Here is a 21,291-nt window from a genome sequence, read left to right on the forward strand (position 1 = left end):
AGGGGCGTCCTCAACCGGAAGGATTCGCCTCCGGCTCGGCCCCAGGCAAGTCGGATGCCGGTTCTTCGGACGCTTCCGGCAAGGCTTCGCGCCGGAAGGGCGTCAGCGTGTCCAGGACTTCGGCGGCTTCCAGCACGTGTTCGCGCTCGCGCCTCAGGTAATCGGCCACTGCCCGGCGCAGGGCCGGGTCGGCGATGTCGTGGGCCGAGTGCATGAGGACCGGGCGGTAGCCGCGGGCGAGCTTGTGCTCACCCTGCGCGCCCGCCTCGACGCGCTTCAAGCCCTGGGCGATGGCGAAGTCGATGGCCTGATAGTAGCAGACCTCGAAATGCAGGAACGGGTGGTCCTCGACGCAGCCCCAGTTGCGGCCGTAGAGGGCCACATCCCCGATGAGGTTGATGGCGCCGGCGACGTAGCGCCCCGCGCGCTTGGCCATCACCAGCAGCACCCGCTCGGGCATGCGCTCGCCGAGGAGCCCGAAGAACCTGCGGTTCAGGTAGGGCCGGCCCCACTTGCGCGCGCCGGTATCGGCGTAGAATTCGTAGAACGCGTCCCAGTGGGCGGGGGTCAGGTCGGCGCCGGTGACGTGCTCGATGGTGAGGCCGGGCGCCAGGGAGTCGCGGCGCTCGCGCCGGATCGCCTTGCGCTTGCGTGACGCCAGCGCCCCGAGGAAATCCGCGAAGGTCCCGTACCCGGCATTCTCCCAGTGGAACTGCTGGTCGACGCGCTGGAGGAAGCCCAGCGCCCCGGCCTGGTCCCACTCGCGCGCCTGCATGAAGGTGACGTGGATCGAGGAGGCCTTGGTCTCGGCCCGCAGGGCGCGCAGGCCCGCCACGATCGCGGAGGCCGCCTCGTTCACGTCCTGCCCCGGCGCGATGAGGAAGCGCGGGCCGGTGACGGGGGTGAAGGGCACGCTGACCTGGAGCTTCGGGTAGTAGCTGCCGCCCGCCCGCTCGTAGGCGTCGGCCCAGCCGTGGTCGAAGACGTACTCGCCCTGGCTGTGGGATTTCAGGTAGCAGGGCGCCACCCCGACGAGGCGGCCCTCGCGCTCCACCGCCACGTGGAGGGGGAGCCAGCCGGTCTTGCGCGAGACGCAGCCCGAATCCTCCAGCGACGACAGGAAGGCGTGCGAGAGGAAGGGATTGTGGGTCTCGTCGCCGCCCGAGAGGGTCTCGGCCGAGGTGGCGCAGGCATCCCACTCGGCCGCCGCGATCCCGGCCAGGCCCGGCACCGCGCGCACCTGCAGTTCCGTCACGGTCTCGGCCGGGGCGCCGGGGCCTTCGCCGGAACGCTGTGTTTCGCCGGGAATGTCCATCGCGGGGCAATCTAGTCCCCGGAGCCCGGCGGGCCAAGGGCGGCGCGGGGCCGCGCGCCGTCGCAGGGGGCGAGCGGCGCCCTACGGGCAGAACCCCTCGAACACCATCTGGTCGGCGTGGATCGCGGCGTGCCGGCGCTGGTCCGGATTGCGCACGGTCCAGGTCATCACCGGGCGTTGCCCCAGGAGCCGGCACAGGACGGTGGGCGCGCAGGGCAGGTCGTCCACCCGCCAGGACAGGAAGTCCGGCCGGGTCTCGTCGAAATGCAGCAGGCCCGGGAGGGCGCGCCGCAGGCTCGGGGGCAGGGTGGCGTAGGCCGGGTCGTCCTGGCGCGTCTCGGCGACGATGCCGCGCGGGAGCCCGGGCGCGAGCGTCCGCAGGGCGGTGACGATCTGCGGATCGAAGGATTTCAGCGCCACGGGGCCGTCATAGGCGGTCGCGAGGGCGGCCACGCGCTCGGCGAGCCGCAGGTCGCCGGTGTAGCGCGACTTCACCTCGATCACGAGGGGCGTGCGCCCGCCGATCCGGGCCAGGAAGGCCGGCAGGGTCGGGATGCGCTCGGCGCTGCCCGCCACCGTCAGGGCGCCGAGATCCGCGGCGGAGCGCGCGCCCACCGCCTCCCCGGCCGCGGTCAGGCGGCCCAGGGTCTCGTCGTGGAACACCATCGCCTCGCCGTCGGCGCTGAGCTGGACGTCGCACTCGATGGCGTAGCCGCCCCGGATCGCCGCCTCGGCGGCCGCGAGGGTGTTCTCGGGCACGCCGCCCGCCCGGTCGTGCAGGCCGCGATGGGCGATGGGCCGGGCGGTGAGCCAGTCGGGGGCGTTCGGGGGCGTGGGCAGGCTCATTTGACCTCGAACATCGCCTCGACCTCGACGGCCGCGTCGAGGGGCAGCTCGGCGACGCCGACGGTGGAGCGGGCGTGGCGGCCGCGGTCGCCCAGGATCTCCACCATGAGGTCGGAGGCACCGTTCATGATGCCGGCGAGTCCCGCGAAGGTCGGCACCGCGTTGATGAAGCCGCCGAGGCGGATGCACTGCACGACGCCGCGGTCGAGGTCGCCCACCGCCGCCTGGAGCTGGGCCAGCACGTTGAGGGCGCAGAGCCGGGCGGCGGCGATGCCGTCCTCGGCCGAGACCTCGGCCCCGAGCTTGCCCGTGTGGGCGCCGGCGATTCGGCCGTCGGCCCCGAAGCAGATCTGTCCGGAGATCACCACGAGGTTGCCGCTGCGCACGAAGGGCACGTAGTTCGCGACGGGGGCCGCGGCCTTGGGCAGGGTCAGGCCGAGGGCCTCCAGGCGTTCCGTGACGGTGCTCATGCTGCGTCGTTCCTCTACTGGGCGGCCGCGGGTCGTCCGGCCGGCGTGACGCGGCTCTGAGCACTTCCGGGCGCAGGGTGCAAGGCATGACCCGAGGCGGGCCGCACAGCGCGCGCGCAACAGCCTTATGGGTAGGCATGTCAGGGCTGTGAACCCGGTCTGTCGTTGACAGAATTGGCCATTTCTCTAGTAATCGCGCGCGTGCCGCCCCATCCGAGGCGGCACTTTCATTTGGTGCGGTCGCGTGTCTCGCGTGCCCGCGAGACACACGGGAAGACGGGATCGTGACATCCGCCCTTCTGCCGACCTATGCCCGGGCTCCCATCGCCTTCGAACGCGGCGAGGGCGCATGGCTCGAGGCGCGCAGCGGCGAGCGATACCTCGATTTCGGCGCCGGCATCGCGGTGAACGCCCTGGGCCACGCCCATCCGCACCTCGTCCAGGCCCTGACCGCGCAGGCGCAGAAGCTCTGGCACACCTCGAACCTGTTCGAGATCCCGGAGGGCGAGCGGCTGGGCCGGCGCCTCGTGGACGCCACCTTCGCGGACGTGGCCTTCTTCGCCAATTCGGGGGCGGAAGCCAACGAGGCCGCCATCAAGATGGCGCGCAAGTACCACGCCGCCGACGGCCACCCGGAGCGCTTCCGGATCCTCACCGTCGAGGGCGCCTTCCACGGCCGGACCCTGGCCACCATCGCGGCCGGCGGCCAGCAGAAGTACATCGAGGGCTTCGGCCCGAAGGTCGACGGCTTCGACCAAGTGCCCTTCGGCGACCACGAGGCCCTGCGGGCCGCCATCGGCCCGGAGACGGCCGCGATCCTGATCGAGCCGATCCAGGGGGAGGGCGGCGTGCGCCCAGTGCCACCGCAATGCCTGCGCGGCCTGCGCGAACTCTGCGACGCGCACGGCATCCTGCTCATCATGGACGAGGTCCAGACCGGGGTCGGGCGCACGGGCAAGCTGTTCGCGCACGAGTGGGCGGGGGCGGCCCCCGACATCATGAGCGCGGCCAAGGGCATCGGCGGCGGCTTCCCCCTCGGCGTCTGCCTCGCCACGGCGAACGCCGCGCGCGGCATGACGGCGGGCAGCCACGGCACCACCTTCGGCGGCAACCCGCTGGCCATGGCGGTGGGCAACGCCGTCCTCGACGTGGTGCTGGCGGACGGCTTCCTCGACCATGTCCAGCGCATGGGCCTGATCCTGAAGCAGCGCCTCGCCGCCCTGCAGGACCGGCACCCGGCCGTCATCGCGGACATCCGCGGCGAGGGCCTGATGCTCGGCCTCAAGCTCCACGTGCCGAACACCGAATTCGCCGCCGCCGCCCGCGACGCGCACCTGCTGGTGATCCCTGCGGGCGACAACGTGGTGCGCCTGCTGCCGCCGCTCATCATCACCGAGGCCGACGTGGCGGAGGCGGTCACCCGCCTCGACACGGCGGCCGGCCGGCTCGGGACGCGCCTGCGCGGCGCCGCCGAGTAACCGCCAGGAACCGGGCGCGTCACCGGACGGCCGCGACGCCGCCCCGCCCCGACCGAAACTGCCCTGACCGGGACCACGCACACGAAGAACGGACCGATGACCACGACACTGAACGGGACCGGCCACGGAACCCGCCACTTCCTCGACCTCAAGGACTTCTCGGCCGAGCAGCTGCGCACGGTGCTGGACGCCGCCGCCCGCATCAAGGCGCGCCGCCGCAAGGGCACGCTGGCCGAGGACCGCCCCCTCATCGGCAAGACCCTGGCGATGGTGTTCGACCGGCCCTCGACCCGGACCCGGGTGTCGTTCGACGTCGGCATGCGCGAGCTCGGCGGCGAGACCCTGATGCTGACGGGGAGCGAGATGCAGCTCGGCCGCGGCGAGACCGTGGGCGACACCGCCCGGGTGCTCTCGCGCTACGTCGACGCGATCATGATCCGCATCCTGGACCACGGCCTGATGCTGGAGCTGGCCGAGTACGCCACCGTGCCGGTGATCAACGCCCTGACCAAGGTCTCGCACCCGTGCCAGATCATGGCCGACCTCCTGACCTTCGAGGAGCATCGCGGGCCGATCCGGGGCCGCACCGTGGCCTGGTCGGGGGACGCCAACAACGTGCTCGCCTCCTGGGTGCACGCCGCCGCGCGCTTCGACTTCACCCTCAACATCGCGGCCCCGCCGGAGCTGTCGACGCCCCAGCCGCTCCTCGACTGGGCGAAGGCGCAGGGCGCCACCGTCAACGTCACCACCGACGCCTACGAAGCGGTGGACGGAGCGGACGCGGTGGTCACCGATTGCTGGGTCTCCATGGGCGACGAGGACGACCAGCACCGGCACAACCTGCTGGTGCCCTACCGGGTCGATGCCCGCCTGATGGCCGCCGCGGCCCAGGACGCGATCTTCATGCACTGCCTGCCGGCCCATCGCGGCGAGGAGGTCACCGCCGAAGTGATCGACGGCCCGCAATCGGTGATCTTCGACGAGGCCGAGAACCGCCTGCATGCCCAGAAGGGCATCCTCGCCTGGTGCCTGCAGGCCCACGGCCTCTGACGGCCGGGAACGCCCCCGGGGGGTGGCTTGGTGCGGGACCACCCGTGCACGGGCCGCATCCCCGCCCCGTCGCGCCGCCGCGCCCGGATCCCTATATGGGGACCATTCTTCCCTGAGGGTTGGGCGCGGCCGCGCGACGCGCGCGGCCGTTCCGACCGGTACGCCGCCGAGACCGTTCGGCGATCTCACGACCCCGCCCCCGAGGGGTCGCGCGGTCCGTGGCCCAGCCCTCGCGTTCGTCGAGCCCGATCGGAGCTGCCATGACTTCTGGAATGCCTGCTGGAACGACCACGGGATCCGTCCCGCCGCTCCTCATCGAGGGCGATGACGACGTGGTGCTGCCCTTCGCCGTCGAGGCCCTCGACGTGCGCGGCCGCGTGGTCCGCCTCGGCCCGTCCGTCGACACCATCCTGCGCCGGCACGGCTATCCCGATGCGGTGGCCCGCCTCCTCGGCGAGGCGGCGGCGCTCACCGTGCTCCTCGGCTCGTCCCTGAAGTTCGAGGGCCGCTTCCAACTCCAGACCAAGACCGACGGCCCGGTGGAGATGATCGTGGTCGACTTCGAGGCGCCCGACCGCCTGCGCGCCACGGCGCGCTTCGACACCGCGCGGGTGGACGCCCTCGGGGACGGCCCGCTCCAGGACCCGGACCTGATCGGGCAGGGGCACCTGGCCATGACCATCGACCAGGGTCCCACCAGCAGCCGCTACCAGGGCGTCGTCGCCCTGGAGGGCCAGAGCCTCGAGGAGGCGGCGCACCAGTACTTCCGCCAGTCCGAGCAGATCCCGACCCAGGTCCGCCTCGCGGTGGCCGAGCAATATGCCGGCGGCGCCCGGACCTACCGGGCCGGTGGCCTCCTGGTGCAGTTCCTGCCGCAATCCATCGACCGGGCCCGGCTCGCCGACCTGCCCCCGGGCGACATCCCCGAGGGCCACGTCCACCTCGACGCGAACGGCGTGCCCGAGGACGACGCCTGGGTCGAGGCGCGCAGCCTCGTGTCCACCATCGAGGACCACGAGCTCGTCGACCCGGAGGTCTCGGCCGAGCGCCTGCTCTACCGCCTGTTCCACGAGCGCGGCGTGCGGGTGTTCGAGGCGCAGGCGGTGCACGAGCAGTGCCGCTGCTCGCCCGAGCGGGTGATGGGCATGATCACCTCGTTCTCGCCTCAGGAGCGCCGGGACATGATCGCCGATGACGGGCGCATCGGCATCACCTGCGAGTTCTGCTCACGGCGCTACGACCTCGATCCGGCGGCGGTGGAAGCCGAAGTCGCAGCCCAGTCGGGCCCCTGATCCGGGGCTGCCGCGACAGGTGTCGCGGCAGCATCGCCAAGCTTGACCTTTGACGAGGACAAGACGCTGCAAATGCTCGCGCCGACAGCCGGGCCTCGCATTTGAACCGTTTCTCAGGTTTCGACGTTTGGGGTTTCTCAAGAGTGCTCGACAAGAGCTCAGGAGGAACGTCGATGAAGACATTCGTGGTCGGCAAAAATCTGGTCAGCAAGAATATCGTCGTCGGTCTGACGGCACTGCTGATGACGACGTCAGCCTACGCCCAGGGCGCGGGCCAGGCCGGCACCGCCGGCGGCAGCGAGGCCGGCGGCCGTGGTGGGGCCGCCGCCCGCAGCCAGGGCGGCGCCGAGGGCGCTTCGGGCGGCGCCCGCAGCGAGATGGGCGGACGGGCCGAGGCGGGCGGACGCCGCGAGGGCAGCCGCATGGAGAGCGGCGGGCGCGGCGACACGGCGGCCCGCGAGGCCCAGGGCCGGGATTCCCAGGCCCGAGATTCTCAGGCCCGAGATTCGCAGAACAAGGATTCGCAGGCCCGCAGCGCGGACCGGGGCGACCGCGACGGCGCGCGCGGCGACCGGGCGACCCGGACCTCGTCCCGGGAGGACCGGGTCGGCGGCCGCGAGCAGCGCGACCGCGTCTCGGTCAACACCCGCAGCGAGTCGCGCAGCGAACGCTTCGAGGGCGGACGCCGCTCGGGCCGCTTCGTCTTCATCGGCGGCCAGCGCGTGGTCTACGGCTCGCCGGAATATCGCCGCCTCGTCACCATCGAGCATCGCGGCGGCGACCGCGTGGTCGAGCGCGCGCGCCGGCGCTACGTCACCATCCGCGGTCAGCGCGTCCTCTACGGCTCGCCCCAGTACCGCCGCCTCGTCCGCGTCGAGGAGACGACCACCCGCCGTCCCGGCACCCGCTATGTCGTGGTGCGCGGCCAGCGCGTGGTCTACGGCTCGCCCGAGTATCGCCGCCTGACGGTGACCGAACGCCGGGGCGGCACCGTCGGCGCCCGCTTCGAGGAGCGGGGCTTCCGCGGCAAGGCCGTCTCGTCCCGCACCGACGCGCGGCGCGACAAGCGCAACGTCCGCTCGACCGAGACCACGTCGCGGGATGGCATCCGCAACGCCGACACCCGCCAGCAGGGGGACCGCAACGGTGCCTCGGCCGAGCGCGACACGAACCGCGACCGCGGGACCGAGGGCTCGGGCATCCGCAACGCGGCCGACCGCTCGGGCGGCGCCGAGCGCGGCACCATGAACACCGGCAACCGGACCGGCGGGGCCGAGCGCGGCCCGAATGCCGGCGCGCAGGGCGGCAAGGCCGGCAGCATGGGTGGCGGCGAGCGCAGCGGCGGGCAGGGCGGCGCGGGCCGCAACTGATCGCGAAGGCCGATCGCAGGACCTGAACGCGGCGCCGGACCTCCTCGCGGGGGCCCGGCGCTCAGGCCTTCAGGACGGGATCGGCGATGTCGCCGCCGCCCCGGCGGGCGAGGTAGGCGGGCTGGAACAGGCACATCCGCACCGCGTCGCGGTACTTGCCGTTGACGAAGAACTCGTCCTTCAGGATGCCCTCGGGCTCGAAGCCGCAGCGCTCGTAGATCCGCACCGCGCGGGCATTGTCCTTGTCCACGTGCAGGTAGAGCTTGTGGATGTTGAGGACGCTGAAGGCGTAGTCCATGGCGATGCGCGTGGCCCGCGGGGCGTAGCCCTGGCCCTGGAAGGCCGGGTGGATCGCGATCTGGAATTCGCAGCGCCGGTGCAGGTGGTTGATCTCCACGAGCTCGACGAGGCCGGCGGGGGCGCCGTCCGCATTGGCGATGATGAAGCGCCGCTCGGTCTGGTTGTGGATGTTGCGCTCGTAGAGCTGCGCCAGTTCGGCGAAGGACTCGTAGGCCTCCTCGAACCAGTAGCGCATGATGCTGTCGTTGTTGTTGAGCTGATGCACGAACATCAGGTCCTCGCGCTCCAGCGGGCGCAGCTTCACCGGCCCGTCCGCCGCGATGGTGCGGGGCGTGAAGGCGGTCATGGCGTCACGCACGCCGCCGCGAGGCGGTCCATGAAGGCCTCGCCGGCCTTGAGCGCCGCGAGCGTGATGTACTCGTCCGGCTGGTGCGCCTGGTCGATGGAGCCGGGGCCGCAGACCACGGTGGGGATGCCGGCGACCTGGAAGCGCCCGGCCTCCGTGGCGTAGGGCACCGAGATCGTGTGGTTGCGCTCCGCCACCCGGAGGGCCAGCCGCTCGGCCGCCGAGCCGGGCTCCGGCGCGAGGCCCGGCACCGCCACCTCCTCCAGCGTCTCGATCCGCCCGTAATCGCCGTAGCGGTTGAGCCGGTCGCGCAGCACGGTGCGCACCTTGGCCTCGAACAGGGCCGGGATCTCGCCCATGTCGAGGTCGGGCAGGCCGCGGAACTCCCAGTGGAAGGTGCAGACCTTGGGCAGGATGTTGCGGGCCGTGCCACCCGCGATGGTGCCCACATGCACGGTGGTGGCGGGCGGGTCGAAGCGGCCCGAGGCGTCGCCCCGGGCGATCATCGCGTCGGCGATCCGGTTCAGCTCCGAGACGAGGTCGGCCGCCGCCATCACGGCGTTGGCCCCGAGCATCGGCTTGGCCGAGTGGGCCTCGTGCCCGTGCACGGTGGTGAGATAGGTGACGATGCTCTTGTGCGCGTCGGCCACTTCGAGGTCGGTGGGCTCGCCGACGATCACCGCGCCCGGGCGCGGCAGGTCGGCCCCGAACCGCGCGATCGTGTCGGCCACACCCAGGCAGGTGGTCTCCTCGTCGTAGGACAGGAGGATGTGGATCGGACGCTCGAGGCCGGCGGCCTGGAAGCGCGGGATCGCCGCGAGCACCAGGGCGCAGAAGCCCTTCATGTCGACGGCGCCGCGCCCGTAGGCACGCCCGTCCGCCACCCGCAGGGTAAAGGGGTCGGCGCTCCAGGCCTGCCCCGTCACCGGCACCACGTCGGTATGGCCCGAGAGCACGATGCCGCCGTCGACCATCGGGCCGATGGTGGCGAACAGGGCCGCCTTGTCGCCGGCCGCGTTGGGCACGCGGACGAAGGGCACGCCGAGGTCGTCGAGGGCGGCCGCCACGCAGTCGATGAGCGCGAGGTTCGATTTCGAACTCTCGGTGTCGAAGGCCACGAGCCGCGCCAGCCAGTCGAGGGTCTCCGGGCGCGGGCCTTCGGTGGACATCGCCCTAGTGCACGCTGCGGCGGACATGGGGCGAATCGAGCGAGAAGGCCGGGATCTCCGCCTCGAAGCTCTCGCCCCCATGGGTCGCCATGGTGTAGCTGCCGGCCATCAGGCCGTCCGGCGTGGTGAGCGGGCAGCCGCTGGTGTAGCTGAACGATTCGCCCGGCTCGAGCACCGGCTGCTTGCCGACCACCCCGGCGCCGCGGACCTCCTGGGTCTCGCCGCGCCCGTCGACGATGCGCCAGTGGCGGGAGCGCAGCTGCACCTGCTCGGGGCCGTTGTTCACGATCTCGACCGTGTAGGCGAAGAAGTAGCGGCTCTCGGCCGGCGACGATTCTTCCTCGACGAAGCGAGGCATCACGGTCACGCTGATCCCGCGCGTCTGGGCCTTGTACATCCCCGTCATGCCTCCCTGGCCGGACCTGAACCCCGAGCGCGCTGCGTTCGCGACAAGCACAGGGCGTCGTGGTACGGCCCTCGCAAAACCGCGTCAATCGTGGCGAATGCGGGGGTGCCCGCGCAAGAACGAGGTCCGTGCCCCGTGGTCGAGGAGACCGTTTCGCGCCCGTCCGTCCGGTCCGCCGGCCGGGCCCTCCTCGCCAGCGTCGCCCTCGCGGGCCTGACCGCCGCCTTCGCCTGGGCCGCGCCCGAGCGCAACGGCTGGGCCGCCCTGGCGCTGGCCGTGGCGCTGGCCCTCGACGGGCTGGCGCAGGGGGCGGGGGCCTGGCTGGCCCGCCGCGGAGGCGGGCCGCCCCGGATCGCCGGCCTGCCCTCCCTGGTGCTGGCCTTCGGACCGGCCGCCGGCCTCGGCACGGTCCTGTTCGCCGTCGCCCTGGCGGCCTGGCCCGCCGGCTTCCCGATCCTCGCCAGCGCGCTCGCGGGTCTGATCGCCATGGGCGCCATCGCGCGCCTCGTCCTCGCCTGGATCGTCCTGCGGATCGCGCAAGACCCGGAGGCTTAACCGGACCTTAGGCGATCCGGCCGCATTTCGTGCAGAATGCGGCGTTCCCGCCCCGGCCGCCGGGGTGGTGCCCGATCGACGAGCGGGTGGTGCGAGCGGATGCAAGACGGGATTCGGGCCGCGATGCAGGACGGGGCGGACAGCCGCCAGCACGGGATTCTGGCCGCGGCCGGGATCGCAGCGCTGACGCGCGCGGGCGCGATCCGGCCCGACACGCCCTACGCGCCCGACCAGATCCAGCCCGCGAGCCTCGACCTGCGCCTCGGCGCCCGGGTGTTCCGCGTGCGCACCAGCTTCCTGCCCGGCACCCGCACGGTCTCCGCCTGCATCGAGGCCTTTGCCCTGCACGAGATGGACCTGCGCCACGGGGCCGTGCTGGAAACGGGCTGCGTGTACATCGCCGAGCTGCAGGAGCATCTCGCCCTGCCGGGCGACCTCGCCGCCAGCGCCAACCCGAAGAGCTCCACCGGCCGCATCGACGTCTTCACCCGCGTCATCACCGACCGGGGCGCCGCCTTCGACCAGGTCGAGGCCGGCTATCACGGGCCGCTCTATGCGGAGATCTCGCCCCGCACCTTCCCGGTGAAGGTCCGCACCGGCTCGCGCCTGTCGCAGATCCGGTTCCGGCGCGGCGAGCCCCGCCTCAGCGACGCCGAGCTCGCGGCCCTGCACGCGGCCTCGCCCCTGGTCGACGCCCCGACCCCGACCTTCCAGGGCGGCATCGGCGTCTCCATCGACCTCGCGGGCTTCTCCGGCCTCATCGGCTACCGCGCCCGGCGCCATACCGGCCTCGTCGACGTCGACGCCCCGGGCACGCACCGGGCGGCGGATTTCTGGGAGCCCCTGCACGCCGACCCGTCCCGGGCCCTGATCCTCGATCCCGGCCAGTTCTACATCCTGGCCTCCAAGGAGGCCGTGCAGGTGCCGCCCGACTTCGCCGCCGAGATGGTGCCGTTCGACCCCCTGGTGGGCGAGTTCCGGGTCCACTACGCCGGCTTCTTCGATCCGGGCTTCGGCTTCGCCGCCGCGGGCGGGGCGGGGGCCCGCGCCGTCCTCGAGGTGCGCTCGCGCGACGTGCCGTTCCTGCTCGAGGACGGCCAGATCGTCGGCCGCCTCGTCTACGAGCGCATGGCCGAGCGCCCCGCCACCCTGTACGGCGCGGGCGCGGGCTCGAACTACCAGGCCCAGGGGCTGAAGCTCTCCAAGCACTTCGTCTGAGACAGGCCCTTCCTCCGAGAGCGCCGTTCCGCCTGACGGACGAGCGGCGGCCGGATTCGGGCCGCCGCCGGGGACCCGCTCAGGCGATCCCGAGGGCCCAGATCAGGGACAGGCTGACGACCAGGAGGACGACGAGGGAGCCGGTCACCGCCAGGGTGACCCGGCCGCCCACCCGCGCCAGCACCCGCACGTCGACGCCGAGGCCGAGCGCCGCCATCGACACCACGGTGAGGAGGCCCGCCAGCCGCGTCACCGGCTGGGAGGCCGCGTCCGGGACGAGCCCGGCCGAGCGCAGGGTCGCGAGCGCCAGGAAGCCCAGGATGAACCAGGGCACGATCTTGAAGAAGCCGAGGCGCCCGGGCCGGCCCTTGGCCGACGCGCCCTCCGCCGGCAAGTGCGGCGCGATGAACGAGAAGGCCACAACCACCGGCCCGAGCATCAGGACGCGCACGAGCTTGACCAGGGTGCCGACCTGGGTCGCCAGGATGCCCACCGGCACCGTGGCGGCGAGCACCTGCGGCACCGCATAGACGGTGAGGCCCGCCAGGGTGCCGTACTGGTGCTCGGACAGGCCGGCGAGGGGGATGAACAGGGGCAGGCCCAGCACCATCAACACGCCGAGCACCGCCGTGAAGGCGATGGCGGCCACCACGTCCTTGCTGTCGGCCCCGATCACCGGCGCCACCGCGGCAATGGCGGAGTTGCCGCAGATCGCGTTGCCGCAGGCCACCAGGATCGCCATGCGGGACGGCAGGCCGAGCACCCGGCAGATGGCGTAGCTGGCCACGATCGCCAGCACCACCGTGGCGACGATGCCCAGGAGGAGGCTCGTGCCGGAGGCGACGATGGCCCCGAGGCTGATCGAGGCGCCGAGCAGGGTGACGGCCAGTTCGAGCACCTGCTTGGCCGAGAAGGCGATGCCGGCCCGGAAGCGCTCGCCCGGGCTCCACAGGGTGCGCAGCGCGATCCCCAGCAGGATCGCGATGACCAGGGCCTCGACGTAGGGGTGGCCCGTGGCGCGCTCCTCCAGGGCCTGGACGGCCAGGGCCGCCGCCGTGACGGCGAGGCAGACGCAGAGGCCGGGCACCAGGGAGGCGATCCGGCCACCGGCGGCCTCCGGCTTGCCCGCTCCGGCGGGGGCCGTCGTGATGCTCTTGGTGCTCATGCTGCCTTTCCGCGAGGCAATCGGAAGGAAATTCTGCCCCGGGCACGGCCGCGAGAACAATGCTCTCCCGTGGCGAAAATCTTCGCAAAACCCATCCATTGATTGGGCAGGGTCGAAGCGCGACATTCACCCCCATGAGCAACCGGTCCGACAACGCAGCGATGGCCTACGATCCCTTCGGCGAGCCCGTCGAGATCGCGTGCCAGGGCGCCCCCACCGCGGGCGACCGTCGGGCGCGCAGCGTCGCCGTGATCGGCTTCTGGCTGGTCGCCGCAACTCTGACGGCGAGCCGCGTCTACCTGGCCGACGAGCCGGTGGCGCAGATGGTCGCGAACGCTCATGCGCAGGTTGCCGCCTTCATCACCGCCATCCTGTAAGGGTCCGGCGCCGCCCGTTGCGGCGTCCGTCATTCGGTCCGACGCCTAGTACGCCGCCGCGAGGTAGTCCGCGATGGCCTTGCCGTCCGCCTCGTCGACCGGGGCGCGATAGACCTTGCGCATCTTCGTCACCTCGCTGGTCCAGAAGGCCGCGCCCTGGCCCGGCGGCTGCATCGCGATGTAGTCCACCCCGTGGCAGCTCTGGCAATGGGCCTCGGCTGACGCGCGGCCGGCCTCGTGGCCGGGGGCCGAGCGCAGCTGCGCGGTCGGCTCCGGCAGGTCGTAGGTCCGGGGCGCGGCGGCGGCCGGCAGGCCGGCCCAAAGTCCGGCCAGGAGGCCGGTGGCGGCCAGCGCCGCCGCGCGGGAACGCACGGTCATCCTGTCTCTCCTCATGCGGCCTGCACCCGGACGGTCTCGACGACGTTGCGCATGTAGCCCGGCGGGTTCCAGCGCGGTTCCATCGGCTGGGTGGCGCCGTCCTGGCCCGTCGCCCGGACCCGGAGGGCATGCGCCCCCGCGGGGAGGTCGACCGACAGGGTCCAGGGCCGGAACGCATAGCGCCCCAGATCGGGGCCGAGGTTCGCCTCCGTCCAGCTTCGCCCGTCATCGGTGGAGACCGCCACCGCCCGGATGCCCGAACCGCCGTCGAAGGCGATGCCGCGCAACGCCGTCCGCCCGGCCGGGATCGCGGCCCCGTCGGCGAGGTTGGTGACGAAGGAGCGGATGGCGAAGCGGTTGATCGGCACGGTGGCCTTGGGGGTCTGGCCGGGCTCGACGCAGGCGCAGGCATTGTCCGGGATGCGGTAGGCCGCGCGCATCCAGAATCCCTCGTAAGGCTTGTCCGTCACCGTGATCGCGTTGAGGTGCTTGACCCAGTAGGTGCCGTAGAAGCCCGGCACCACGAGGCGCAGGGGATAGCCGTTGAGCCAGGGCAGGTCCTCGCCGTTCATGGCCCAGGCCAGCATCACCTCGCCGTCGCGGGCATGATCGATGGCGAGCGCCTTGGCGAAGTCCGGGGTCTCGGGCAGGACCGGTCCGTCGAGGCCCTCGAAGACGACCTGCACCGCCCCGGCCTTCACGCCCGCCCGGTCGAGCACGGCCTTCAGGGGCACGCCGGTCCAGCGGGCGTTGCCCATGGCGCCGTTGGCGAGCTGCCCGCCGGCGACCCGCGGCGCGACGAAGCCACGCGAATTGCCCGAGCACTGGTTGACCGCGACGATCTCGACGGACGGCATCGCCTTCAGGGCGGCCAGCGACAGCCCGACCGATCCGTCCACATGCCCCGACACCGTCAGGCGGAAGGCCTCGGGATCGATCGCGGTCGGAATGTCGGCGAGGTGGTAGCGAACGAAGAAGGCGTCGTTCGGCGTGATCACCCCTTCGTCGAACACCGCGAAGGGCGTCTCGAGCTGCGGCGGCCGCGCCGTCATCTGCAGGAGCGGGCGCTTGCCCGGATAGGCCACCAGGGGGCGCTCGCCGTTGCCGAAGGGCAGGGTGACGACCTCGCCGGCCCGGGCCGCCCAGGGCGCCAGGGCGGCGCCGGACGCCGCGAGCAGGCCGGCCCCGGCCTGCCGGAGGAGCGTTCTGCGATCGGTCTCGGTCATCCCGGTCTCTCCCGTCCGGCTGAAGGCGTCCCGCGCGGTCAGCGCAGGACGGAGGCGTAGTGGATGTCCTCGGTGAGGCAGGTCGACAGGCGCCACTCCACCGGCCGGTCCTCGAGATCGACGGCGACCCGGTCGACCTCGAGCACCGGAATCCCCGCCGGCACCCCCAGCAGGGGCGCCTTGTCGGGGGCCAGGGCGATCGCCTTCAGGCGCTCGTGCGCGGTGGCGATCGTGATGCCGAACCGGGTCGCGTAGAGGCTGTAGAGCGTGTTCGGGAGCTCCATCGCGGCCAAGCCGGGGAACAGGCTCGACGGCACGGCGATCGTCTCGACGAGGCAGATCCGTCCGTCGAGGGCGCGCACCCGCTCCAGCCGCACCACGCGCGCGTTGCGCAGGAGGGCGAGCCGGTCGCGCTCGTCGATGGTGGCCGCGGCCTCCGCGATCGCCACGACGCGGCTGGTGGGGGTGCCGGCCACCGCCCCGTCGGGGCGCAGCTTGAAGAAGCGGAAGACGCTCTGCTTGTCGTCGTGCTCGGCCACGAAGGTGCCGCGCCCCTGGCGGCGCACCAGCAGGCTGTCGGCGGTGAGGGCGTCGAGGGCCTTGCGGACCGTGCCCTGGCTGACGCCGAGCTCGGCCGCCAGCACGCCCTCGCTGGGCAGGATCTGGCCCGGCTGCCAGACGGCGTCGGCGAGGCGGCGCAGGAGCGTGTCGTAGACCTGCCGATAGAGCGGCCGGAAACCCACCGCATTCCCACCTGTGCGTTCCATGTCGGTGCGCCGCTGCTCCCCGGGCGTGGGCGGAGGAAAGGAGAGGTTTCCCAGCACGGTGTCCCGTCCCTCGTTAAGGCCGAGCCCCGCTCCGGGCAATCGGTCGATCCGCAGGGCCGGCGGCCGGGGGCGGGTCCCGCTCGGGAGGGCGGCCTTCATCGTCAGAGCGCCTCGATCTCGGCCACGAGGGCGTCCGGGACGGCGAGCCCCTCGGCCTCGGCCCGGGCCCGGAGGGCGAGGCGGCGGGCCCCGGGCAGGCGGGCCCCGTCCTGCGCCTCGATGGAGCCGGCGAGCTCCGCGAACCGGGCCAGCGCCCCGGGGCCGAAGGCATCCGCCGCGAGGGCGATGACGAGCTGCCCGGTGCCCGGCGGATCGCCCTCGGCGTCGAGGAACGAGCTCGCCTCGCCGGCGAAGCGCCCGCCGGTCAGGCCGGCCGCGAGGAGTTCCACCATCAGGGCCAGCGCCGTGCCCTTGGCGTCGCCGAGCGGCACCATGGTGCCCTTCAGGGCCGCGGCCGGGTCGGTGGTCGGCGCGCCCGCGGCATCGAGGGCCCAGCCCTCGGGGATGGCCTCGCCGCGCTGGCGGGCGGCCATGATCGCGCCGCGGGCCACCTTCGAGAGGGACAGGTCGACCACGATCGGCGCGCGGCCGGGCAGGGGGCAGGCGAAGGCGAGGGGGTTCGTCCCGAACACCGCCCGGGATCCGCCCCAGGGCGCCATGGCGGCGGGGGTGTTGGCCAGCAGGATCGCCACGAGCCCGGCCTCGGCCAGGGCCTCGACGGGACGGCCGGCCGCGCCGCAATGGTGCGAGCGCCGGATGCCGGCCGCCGCGACGCCCTGCGCACGGACCACGGCCGGAAGTTGCTCCACCACCGCGTCGAGGGCCGGGTAGGCGAAGCCGTGGGCGGCATCGACGGCGAGGAGCCCGGGCCGGGGCCGGCTCACCGCGACCGCGGCGTCGCCCACCACCTTGCCGGCCCGGACCTGGGCCGCATAGGCGGCCACCCGCGAGAGCCCGTGGCCCTTCAGCCCGTCGGCCTCGGCGCCCACGAGGGCGCGGGCGACGCTGCGGGCAGCGGGCGCGCGGGTTCCGCAGCGGACCAGGGCCTCGCTGACGAGGGCGTGGGCGGCGGCGAGGCTCAGGGTGGTCATGGCGTTTCAGTCCTCGGAGAGGTGGCGGCGCACGGCCTGGGCCGTGACGCGGGACACGCGCACGTTCGATTCCCGGGTCACCCCGGCGATGTGCGGCGTCAGGATGAGGTTGGGCACGTCGCGGAAGAGGGCGCCCGCGGCGGCCGCGAGGGGTTCCTGCGGGAAGACGTCGAGGGCGGCCCCGCCGAGATGCCCGGCCCGCAAAGCCGCCGCCACGGCCGCGCCGTCGACCACCTCGCCCCGGGCGGCATTGATGAGCACCGCCCCGGCGGGCATCCGGGCGAGGGCGTCCGCATCGATCATCCCCCGGGTCTCGGGCGTCAGCGGCACGTGCAGGGACAGGACGTCGCTTTCGGCGATGAGCCCGGCGAGATCGGCGCGCGCCACCAAACCGCAATCCGGCCGCCAGGCCGGGTCGTCGGCCGGCAGGAAGGGGTCGTGGGCCGAGACCTCCATCCCGAGGGCGAGGGCACGGCGGGCGGTCTCGCGGGCGATGGCGCCGAAGCCGACGAGGCCGAGGCGCTTGCCCGAGATCTCCCGGCCCATCAGGGCATTGCGCGGCCAGGTCCCGGCCGCCACCGCGGCGCTGGCCCCGTAGGCGCCGCGCAGGAGGAGCATGGCGGTGCCGATCACGTACTCGGCCACCGCGACGTCGTTGGCGCCGGTGGCGGGATAGACGGCGACGCCGCGGGCCCGGCAGGCCGCGAGGTCGATGTTGTCGAGGCCGACGCCGAGGCGCCCGACCACCTTCAGGTCGGGGGCGGCGGCCAGGAGGGCCGCGCTCACCTGGGTGCGGTTGCGGACCACGAGGGCGTCCGCATCGGCCAGCGCCGCCCGCAGGTCCTCCGGCCGGTCGACCAGGGCCGGGTCGTACAGGGTCGCGAACCCGCCGAGCTCGGCCGCGATGGCGGCCTCGTCCATGAACTCGGCGATCACGACCTTCGGCACGCGGCCGGTTCGGGATGTCGTCGTCTCTGAGGGCGTCAGGGTGGATGGTGTCACGGCGCTGGGCCTCCGGTTTGCGGGGACGTGGCCCGTCAGGTGGCGGGGATCGCGGCGGGCATCGCCCGGTGGCGGGCCGGGCTCGGGCCGGTGGGGGCGGGCGCCTCCGCCATCGCCTCGTCCGGCTCGTCCAGGCTGTCGAGGTCGGGCTGGATGCGTCCGTCGAGGACGGCGCGGGCATGGGCGAGGTCGATCTTGCCCTCCCAGCGGGCGATCACCAGGGTCGCCACCATGTTGCCGATGGCGTTGGTGATGCAGCGCAGCTCGTTGAGGATGCGGTCGACGCCGATGATCAGCGCGATGCCGGCGACGGGGAGGAGCTGGGACGCCTGCAGGGTGGCGGCGAGCACGAACAGGATGGCCCCGGCGACCCCGGCCACCCCCTTCGAGGTCACCAGCGCGATGGCGAGGATCCCGAGCTCCTGCTCCCAGGTGAGCGGGATGTTGAGCGCCTGGGCGATGAAGCCGATCGCCATGGTGAGGTAGATGCACGAGCCGTCCATGTTGAAGGACAGGCCCGCCGGCATCACCAGGCCGGTGACGCCCTTCTCGACGGAGAGTCCGCCGAGCTTGGCCATCAGGCGCGGCAGGACCGATTCCGTGCTGGTCGTGCCGAGCAGGATGAACATCTCCTCGCGGACGTAGAGGAACAGCTTCCACAGGCTCAGGCCCACGTAGAACCGCATCACGCCGCCGAGGAACAGCACGATGAACACGAAGAAGGTCAGGTAGAGGGACAGGATCAGCATCCCGTACTGGGCCAGGATGCCGAGGCCGAACTTGCCGATGGTGAAGGCCATGGCCCCGAACGCCCCGATGGGGGCGAAGCGCATGATGATGCCCACGACCTTCATCAGGATCTCGCCGAAGGCGTGGATGACCCGGAGGGGGAACTGCCCCTTCGGCCCCATGGCGGCGAGGCCCATCCCCACCAGCACGGAGAAGAACATCACCTGCAGCAGGTCGCCCTTGGCGAAGGCGTCGACAGCGCTGTGCGGGATGATGTTGGCGATGATCTCCATCACGCTCTGGGCGTGGGCCTTGCCGGCGATCGTGGCGACGCTCTGGGCGTCCAGGCTCTCCACCGTGGCGTTGATGCCGTCACCCGGCCGCAGCAGGTTGACGAAGAGGAGGCCGGCGCCGAGGGCCACGGTGGTCGAGACCTCGAAGTACACGAGGGTCTTCAGGCCCATGCGGCCGACGCTCTTCATGTCGCCCACATGGGCGATGCCGACCACCACCGTGCAGAAGATCACCGGCCCGACGACCATCTTGATCAGGTTGATGAACATGTCGCCGAGGATCTTCAGGCCGACGGCGAAGCCGGGGGCCAGCACGCCCACGACGATGCCGAGGGCGATGCCGATCAGGACCTGGCCGTAGATCGATCGCAAGAATTTCATTGGCGCGAACCGCATCGGCATTCCTCCCACGCGCGCTTCGAACGGGATGCGCCGCTGTGCGGTCTTCATCCCTTCGCGAAAAACTCCGCCTTCGCGAAAAACTCCGCCTTCGCGAAAACCCCGATGGCGTCGGGGCGGGACGCCGCGTTCCGGGCCGGAACGCGGCGGGAGAGGCCGCCGGTCAGGCGCTCCGGTACAGCTTCGTCATCACGAACTCGCGGTGGCCGAGGGATTCGGCGGCCGTGAGCCGTCCGTTCGCGGTCCGCACCACCATGTCGATCAGGGCGTCGCCGGCCTGCGGGATGGTCATCTCCCGGGTGAGCACGCCCGAGACGTCGACGTCGATGTGCTCGCCCATGGTGCGCACCGTGCGTGGGTTGCCGGTGATCTTGATCACCGGGACGATCGGGTTGCCGATGACGTTGCCCTGGCCGGTGGGGAAGGTGTGGACCACGTAGCCCGCCGCCGCCATCAGGGTCACGCACTCGGCCGCCGCCGAGGAGGTGTCCATGTAGTACAGGCCCGGTCCCCGGGCGGGGGACTCGGCCGGCTGCAGCGCGTCGATGTAGCGGCAGTCGTGGCCGATCTTCTCGAGGTTGCCGAGCGCCTTCTCCTCGATGGTGCTCAGGCCGCCGAGGATGTTGCCCTTGGTCGGCTGGGAGTCCGAGAGGTCGTCCGTCTTATGGGCCTCGATGACGTCGTCCTGGTAGGACTTCCACATGGAGAACCACTTGTCGCCGATCTCCGGCGTGGCGGCGCGCTCGCGGCAGAGGTGCTCGGCGCCGGTGATCTCCGAGGTCTCGCCGAACACGCCGTAGATCCCCTGCGGGATCAGCTTGTCGTAGAGGTTGCCCACGGTGGGGCAGGAGGACAGGCCGGTGGTGGTGTCGGACTCGCCGCACTTCGTCGAGATCCAGAGGTCCGAGATCGGGCATTCCTCGCGGGGCAGCTCGGTCGCCCACTGCACGAAGCGCTTGGCCTGGTAGCTCGCCTTGGCGATGGTGGCGATGTCGCCGTGCCCCTCGATGCCGAAGCCGACCACGGGCTTGCCGGTCTTGGCGATGCCCTCGACGATCCGGTTGGTCCACTGGTCCTCGATGCCGATCACCACCACGGCGGCGACGTTCGGGTTGGAGCCGATGCCGATCAGGGTGCGGAAATGGAGCTCGAGATCCTCGCCGAACTGCAGGCGGCCATAGGCGTGGGGCAGGGCCATCGTGCCCTTGACGAGGTTGGCGACCGCCTCGCAGGAGGCGTTCGAGAGATCGTCCAGGGGCAGGAGGACGACGTGGTTGCGCACGCCGACGCGGCCGTTCTCGCGGCGCCAGCCCATGAAGGTGGCGGCCGCGATGTCCGCCGAGGGGCGGGCGGCGCCGAGGGCGCCGGTGGCGAACTGGTCGGGGGCTCCGCCGACGAAGGGGGAGGTGGTCTCGGGGGCGTTCATGATGGTCTCTCCGGGCATCGCGACCTCACCAGCGCTTCGTCTTGAGGTTCTGGACATGGACGTGTTCGCCCTTGGCGACGTCCTGGACGATCTTGCCGATGTCCTGGCCGTACTTGATGGCCGTATCGCCGGCCTTCAGGTCGGTGAGCGCCACCTTGTGGCCGATCGGGATGTCGTGGCGGACATGCACCGCGAAGGTCGAATCGTCCTCGGTGATGACGCCGAACGCATCGGTGTCGGCACGCAGGCCCTCGATGACCGCGACGGCGACGTTGTCCAGCGGGCTGTGGGCGAGAAGGTGAGGCTTCGTCCGCCCCTCGCCCGATCCGGCGTGGCTGTTCATTCCGAGATCCTCCTGGGTGAAGCCGTCGGCTCTTTGCGGCGACTGAGTCTTATATAAGACATGAGATTTTCTGGCGTCAATCCGCGAGGCGAATCTGTCTCGACCGGGGATCCGGGCGGGGGGAACGAACTCCAGCGTATCGCCTCAGCCTCCGGAGCGCGCCGTCCAGGCAGGCACCAGCTTGATCCCGCGGTAATCTTATATAAGACATAATTACTCG

General features: G+C 72.2%; 22 protein-coding genes. 7 read left to right on the forward strand and 15 right to left on the reverse strand.

Features of this window, described 5'->3' with window-relative positions:
• Positions 1 to 10: 10 nt before the first annotated feature.
• The 3 genes from ASG63_RS08070 to ASG63_RS08080 all read right to left on the reverse strand — a co-directional run bounded on the left by ASG63_RS08070 (position 11) and on the right by ASG63_RS08080 (position 2,631).
• On the reverse strand, positions 11 to 1,315 hold the full coding sequence (locus tag ASG63_RS08070) for a GNAT family N-acetyltransferase (RefSeq protein WP_156394120.1): 1,305 nt from the start codon (positions 1,313 to 1,315) through the stop codon (positions 11 to 13).
• An 81-nt stretch (positions 1,316 to 1,396) separates the two neighbouring features.
• The gene (locus tag ASG63_RS08075; RefSeq protein ID WP_056214071.1) at positions 1,397 to 2,161 is read right to left on the reverse strand and encodes a glycerophosphodiester phosphodiesterase family protein; all 765 of its coding nucleotides are present in this window, start codon (positions 2,159 to 2,161) and stop codon (positions 1,397 to 1,399) included.
• Positions 2,158 to 2,631 (reverse strand): RidA family protein, encoded by a 474-nt coding sequence (locus tag ASG63_RS08080; RefSeq protein WP_056214073.1) that lies wholly within the window; start codon positions 2,629 to 2,631, stop codon positions 2,158 to 2,160. Before ASG63_RS08080 ends, ASG63_RS08075 begins: the two co-directional genes overlap by 4 nt.
• A 284-nt stretch (positions 2,632 to 2,915) precedes the next feature.
• Between ASG63_RS08080 and ASG63_RS08085 the strand changes: the two genes are divergently transcribed.
• The 4 genes from ASG63_RS08085 (at position 2,916) to ASG63_RS08100 (ending at position 7,821) form a co-directional block, all read left to right on the forward strand.
• A complete protein-coding gene (locus ASG63_RS08085; protein WP_056214077.1) occupies positions 2,916 to 4,109 on the forward strand; it encodes an aspartate aminotransferase family protein in 1,194 nt (397 codons plus the stop codon).
• Between the two features lie 96 nt (positions 4,110 to 4,205).
• Positions 4,206 to 5,159, forward strand: coding sequence for an ornithine carbamoyltransferase (argF, locus tag ASG63_RS08090; protein WP_056214080.1), 954 nt, complete (start codon positions 4,206 to 4,208; stop codon positions 5,157 to 5,159).
• Positions 5,160 to 5,431: 272 nt separating this feature from the next.
• Positions 5,432 to 6,451: an Hsp33 family molecular chaperone gene (locus ASG63_RS08095; RefSeq protein WP_056214084.1), complete on the forward strand. Its 1,020-nt coding sequence runs from the start codon at positions 5,432 to 5,434 to the stop codon at positions 6,449 to 6,451.
• 173 nt (positions 6,452 to 6,624) lie between these two features.
• Entirely contained in the window at positions 6,625 to 7,821 is a 1,197-nt protein-coding gene (locus ASG63_RS08100) for a hypothetical protein (RefSeq protein WP_056214088.1), read from the forward strand.
• A 61-nt stretch (positions 7,822 to 7,882) separates the two neighbouring features.
• Here the strand turns inward: ASG63_RS08100 and speG are convergent, their stop codons facing one another.
• The 3 genes from speG to apaG are packed head-to-tail and all read right to left on the reverse strand — an operon-like array spanning position 7,883 to position 10,033.
• Positions 7,883 to 8,467: a spermidine N1-acetyltransferase gene (gene speG / locus ASG63_RS08105; protein ID WP_056214091.1), complete on the reverse strand. Its 585-nt coding sequence runs from the start codon at positions 8,465 to 8,467 to the stop codon at positions 7,883 to 7,885.
• Positions 8,464 to 9,636 carry an acetylornithine deacetylase gene (argE, locus tag ASG63_RS08110; RefSeq protein ID WP_056214095.1) on the reverse strand — a complete coding sequence of 391 codons (1,173 nt, stop codon included), beginning with the start codon at positions 9,634 to 9,636 and terminating at the stop codon, positions 8,464 to 8,466. Before argE ends, speG begins: the two co-directional genes overlap by 4 nt.
• 4 nt (positions 9,637 to 9,640) lie before the next feature.
• Positions 9,641 to 10,033 (reverse strand): Co2+/Mg2+ efflux protein ApaG, encoded by a 393-nt coding sequence (gene apaG, locus ASG63_RS08115; protein ID WP_055950877.1) that lies wholly within the window; start codon positions 10,031 to 10,033, stop codon positions 9,641 to 9,643.
• A gap of 144 nt (positions 10,034 to 10,177) precedes the next feature.
• Here apaG and ASG63_RS08120 point away from each other — a divergent pair, with 144 nt between their 5' ends.
• Positions 10,178 to 10,597 carry a hypothetical protein gene (locus tag ASG63_RS08120; protein WP_056214098.1) on the forward strand — a complete coding sequence of 140 codons (420 nt, stop codon included), beginning with the start codon at positions 10,178 to 10,180 and terminating at the stop codon, positions 10,595 to 10,597.
• Between the two features lie 99 nt (positions 10,598 to 10,696).
• Positions 10,697 to 11,815, forward strand: a complete 1,119-nt coding sequence (locus ASG63_RS08125) for a 2'-deoxycytidine 5'-triphosphate deaminase (protein WP_056214103.1) — start codon at positions 10,697 to 10,699, stop codon at positions 11,813 to 11,815.
• Positions 11,816 to 11,894: 79 nt separating this feature from the next.
• On the opposite strand, the gene ASG63_RS08130 is transcribed toward ASG63_RS08125, so the two are convergent.
• Positions 11,895 to 12,980, reverse strand: a complete 1,086-nt coding sequence (locus tag ASG63_RS08130) for a YeiH family protein (protein ID WP_082559233.1) — start codon at positions 12,978 to 12,980, stop codon at positions 11,895 to 11,897.
• A gap of 134 nt (positions 12,981 to 13,114) precedes the next feature.
• Between ASG63_RS08130 and ASG63_RS08135 the strand changes: the two genes are divergently transcribed.
• Complete coding sequence (locus ASG63_RS08135; RefSeq protein ID WP_056214107.1) at positions 13,115 to 13,357, forward strand: hypothetical protein; 243 nt, start codon at positions 13,115 to 13,117, stop codon at positions 13,355 to 13,357.
• Positions 13,358 to 13,402: 45 nt separating this feature from the next.
• On the opposite strand, the gene sorB is transcribed toward ASG63_RS08135, so the two are convergent.
• From sorB to ASG63_RS08175, 8 genes are all read right to left on the reverse strand, one after another.
• Complete coding sequence (sorB, locus tag ASG63_RS08140) at positions 13,403 to 13,735, reverse strand: SorB family sulfite dehydrogenase c-type cytochrome subunit (protein WP_056214110.1); 333 nt, start codon at positions 13,733 to 13,735, stop codon at positions 13,403 to 13,405.
• Positions 13,736 to 13,746: 11 nt separating this feature from the next.
• Entirely contained in the window at positions 13,747 to 14,961 is a 1,215-nt protein-coding gene (sorA, locus tag ASG63_RS08145; protein WP_056214113.1) for a SorA family sulfite dehydrogenase catalytic subunit, read from the reverse strand.
• A gap of 38 nt (positions 14,962 to 14,999) precedes the next feature.
• Positions 15,000 to 15,728, reverse strand: coding sequence for a GntR family transcriptional regulator (locus tag ASG63_RS08150; protein ID WP_056214262.1), 729 nt, complete (start codon positions 15,726 to 15,728; stop codon positions 15,000 to 15,002).
• 161 nt (positions 15,729 to 15,889) lie between these two features.
• A complete protein-coding gene (locus tag ASG63_RS08155) occupies positions 15,890 to 16,879 on the reverse strand; it encodes an Ldh family oxidoreductase (protein ID WP_056214116.1) in 990 nt (329 codons plus the stop codon).
• Between the two features lie 6 nt (positions 16,880 to 16,885).
• Positions 16,886 to 17,827, reverse strand: coding sequence for an NAD(P)-dependent oxidoreductase (locus tag ASG63_RS08160; protein WP_200927255.1), 942 nt, complete (start codon positions 17,825 to 17,827; stop codon positions 16,886 to 16,888).
• 89 nt (positions 17,828 to 17,916) lie between these two features.
• A complete protein-coding gene (locus ASG63_RS08165) occupies positions 17,917 to 19,284 on the reverse strand; it encodes a cation:dicarboxylate symporter family transporter (protein WP_056214268.1) in 1,368 nt (455 codons plus the stop codon).
• Positions 19,285 to 19,465: 181 nt separating this feature from the next.
• Positions 19,466 to 20,746, reverse strand: a complete 1,281-nt coding sequence (locus ASG63_RS08170; RefSeq protein WP_082504143.1) for a UxaA family hydrolase — start codon at positions 20,744 to 20,746, stop codon at positions 19,466 to 19,468.
• Positions 20,747 to 20,753: 7 nt separating this feature from the next.
• Entirely contained in the window at positions 20,754 to 21,071 is a 318-nt protein-coding gene (locus ASG63_RS08175; protein ID WP_056214120.1) for a UxaA family hydrolase, read from the reverse strand.
• Positions 21,072 to 21,291 lie beyond the last annotated feature (220 nt).

Origin of the sequence: Methylobacterium sp. Leaf94, assembly GCF_001426045.1 — a bacterium.
Classification (GTDB): Bacteria; Pseudomonadota; Alphaproteobacteria; order Rhizobiales; family Beijerinckiaceae; genus Methylobacterium.

Excerpts from the sequence above, each read along its gene's own strand:
- sorB (WP_056214110.1), bottom strand. The coding sequence starts at position 13,735 with ATGACCGTGCGTTCCCGCGCGGCGGCGCTGGCCGCCACCGGCCTCCTG.
- ASG63_RS08080 (WP_056214073.1), bottom strand. The coding sequence starts at position 2,631 with ATGAGCACCGTCACGGAACGCCTGGAGGCCCTCGGCCTGACCCTGCCC.
- ASG63_RS08130 (WP_082559233.1), bottom strand. The coding sequence starts at position 12,980 with ATGAGCACCAAGAGCATCACGACGGCCCCCGCCGGAGCGGGCAAGCCG.
- apaG (WP_055950877.1), bottom strand. The coding sequence starts at position 10,033 with ATGTACAAGGCCCAGACGCGCGGGATCAGCGTGACCGTGATGCCTCGC.
- ASG63_RS08150 (WP_056214262.1), bottom strand. The coding sequence starts at position 15,728 with ATGGAACGCACAGGTGGGAATGCGGTGGGTTTCCGGCCGCTCTATCGG.
- ASG63_RS08125 (WP_056214103.1), top strand. The coding sequence starts at position 10,697 with ATGCAAGACGGGATTCGGGCCGCGATGCAGGACGGGGCGGACAGCCGC.
- ASG63_RS08165 (WP_056214268.1), bottom strand. The coding sequence starts at position 19,284 with ATGAAATTCTTGCGATCGATCTACGGCCAGGTCCTGATCGGCATCGCC.
- ASG63_RS08095 (WP_056214084.1), top strand. The coding sequence starts at position 5,432 with ATGCCTGCTGGAACGACCACGGGATCCGTCCCGCCGCTCCTCATCGAG.
- ASG63_RS08175 (WP_056214120.1), bottom strand. The coding sequence starts at position 21,071 with ATGAACAGCCACGCCGGATCGGGCGAGGGGCGGACGAAGCCTCACCTT.
- speG (WP_056214091.1), bottom strand. The coding sequence starts at position 8,467 with ATGACCGCCTTCACGCCCCGCACCATCGCGGCGGACGGGCCGGTGAAG.
- ASG63_RS08170 (WP_082504143.1), bottom strand. The coding sequence starts at position 20,746 with ATGCCCGGAGAGACCATCATGAACGCCCCCGAGACCACCTCCCCCTTC.
- ASG63_RS08155 (WP_056214116.1), bottom strand. The coding sequence starts at position 16,879 with ATGACCACCCTGAGCCTCGCCGCCGCCCACGCCCTCGTCAGCGAGGCC.
- argF (WP_056214080.1), top strand. The coding sequence starts at position 4,206 with ATGACCACGACACTGAACGGGACCGGCCACGGAACCCGCCACTTCCTC.
- ASG63_RS08075 (WP_056214071.1), bottom strand. The coding sequence starts at position 2,161 with ATGAGCCTGCCCACGCCCCCGAACGCCCCCGACTGGCTCACCGCCCGG.
- ASG63_RS08100 (WP_056214088.1), top strand. The coding sequence starts at position 6,625 with ATGAAGACATTCGTGGTCGGCAAAAATCTGGTCAGCAAGAATATCGTC.
- sorA (WP_056214113.1), bottom strand. The coding sequence starts at position 14,961 with ATGACCGAGACCGATCGCAGAACGCTCCTCCGGCAGGCCGGGGCCGGC.
- ASG63_RS08070 (WP_156394120.1), bottom strand. The coding sequence starts at position 1,315 with ATGGACATTCCCGGCGAAACACAGCGTTCCGGCGAAGGCCCCGGCGCC.
- ASG63_RS08135 (WP_056214107.1), top strand. The coding sequence starts at position 13,115 with ATGAGCAACCGGTCCGACAACGCAGCGATGGCCTACGATCCCTTCGGC.
- argE (WP_056214095.1), bottom strand. The coding sequence starts at position 9,636 with ATGTCCACCGAAGGCCCGCGCCCGGAGACCCTCGACTGGCTGGCGCGG.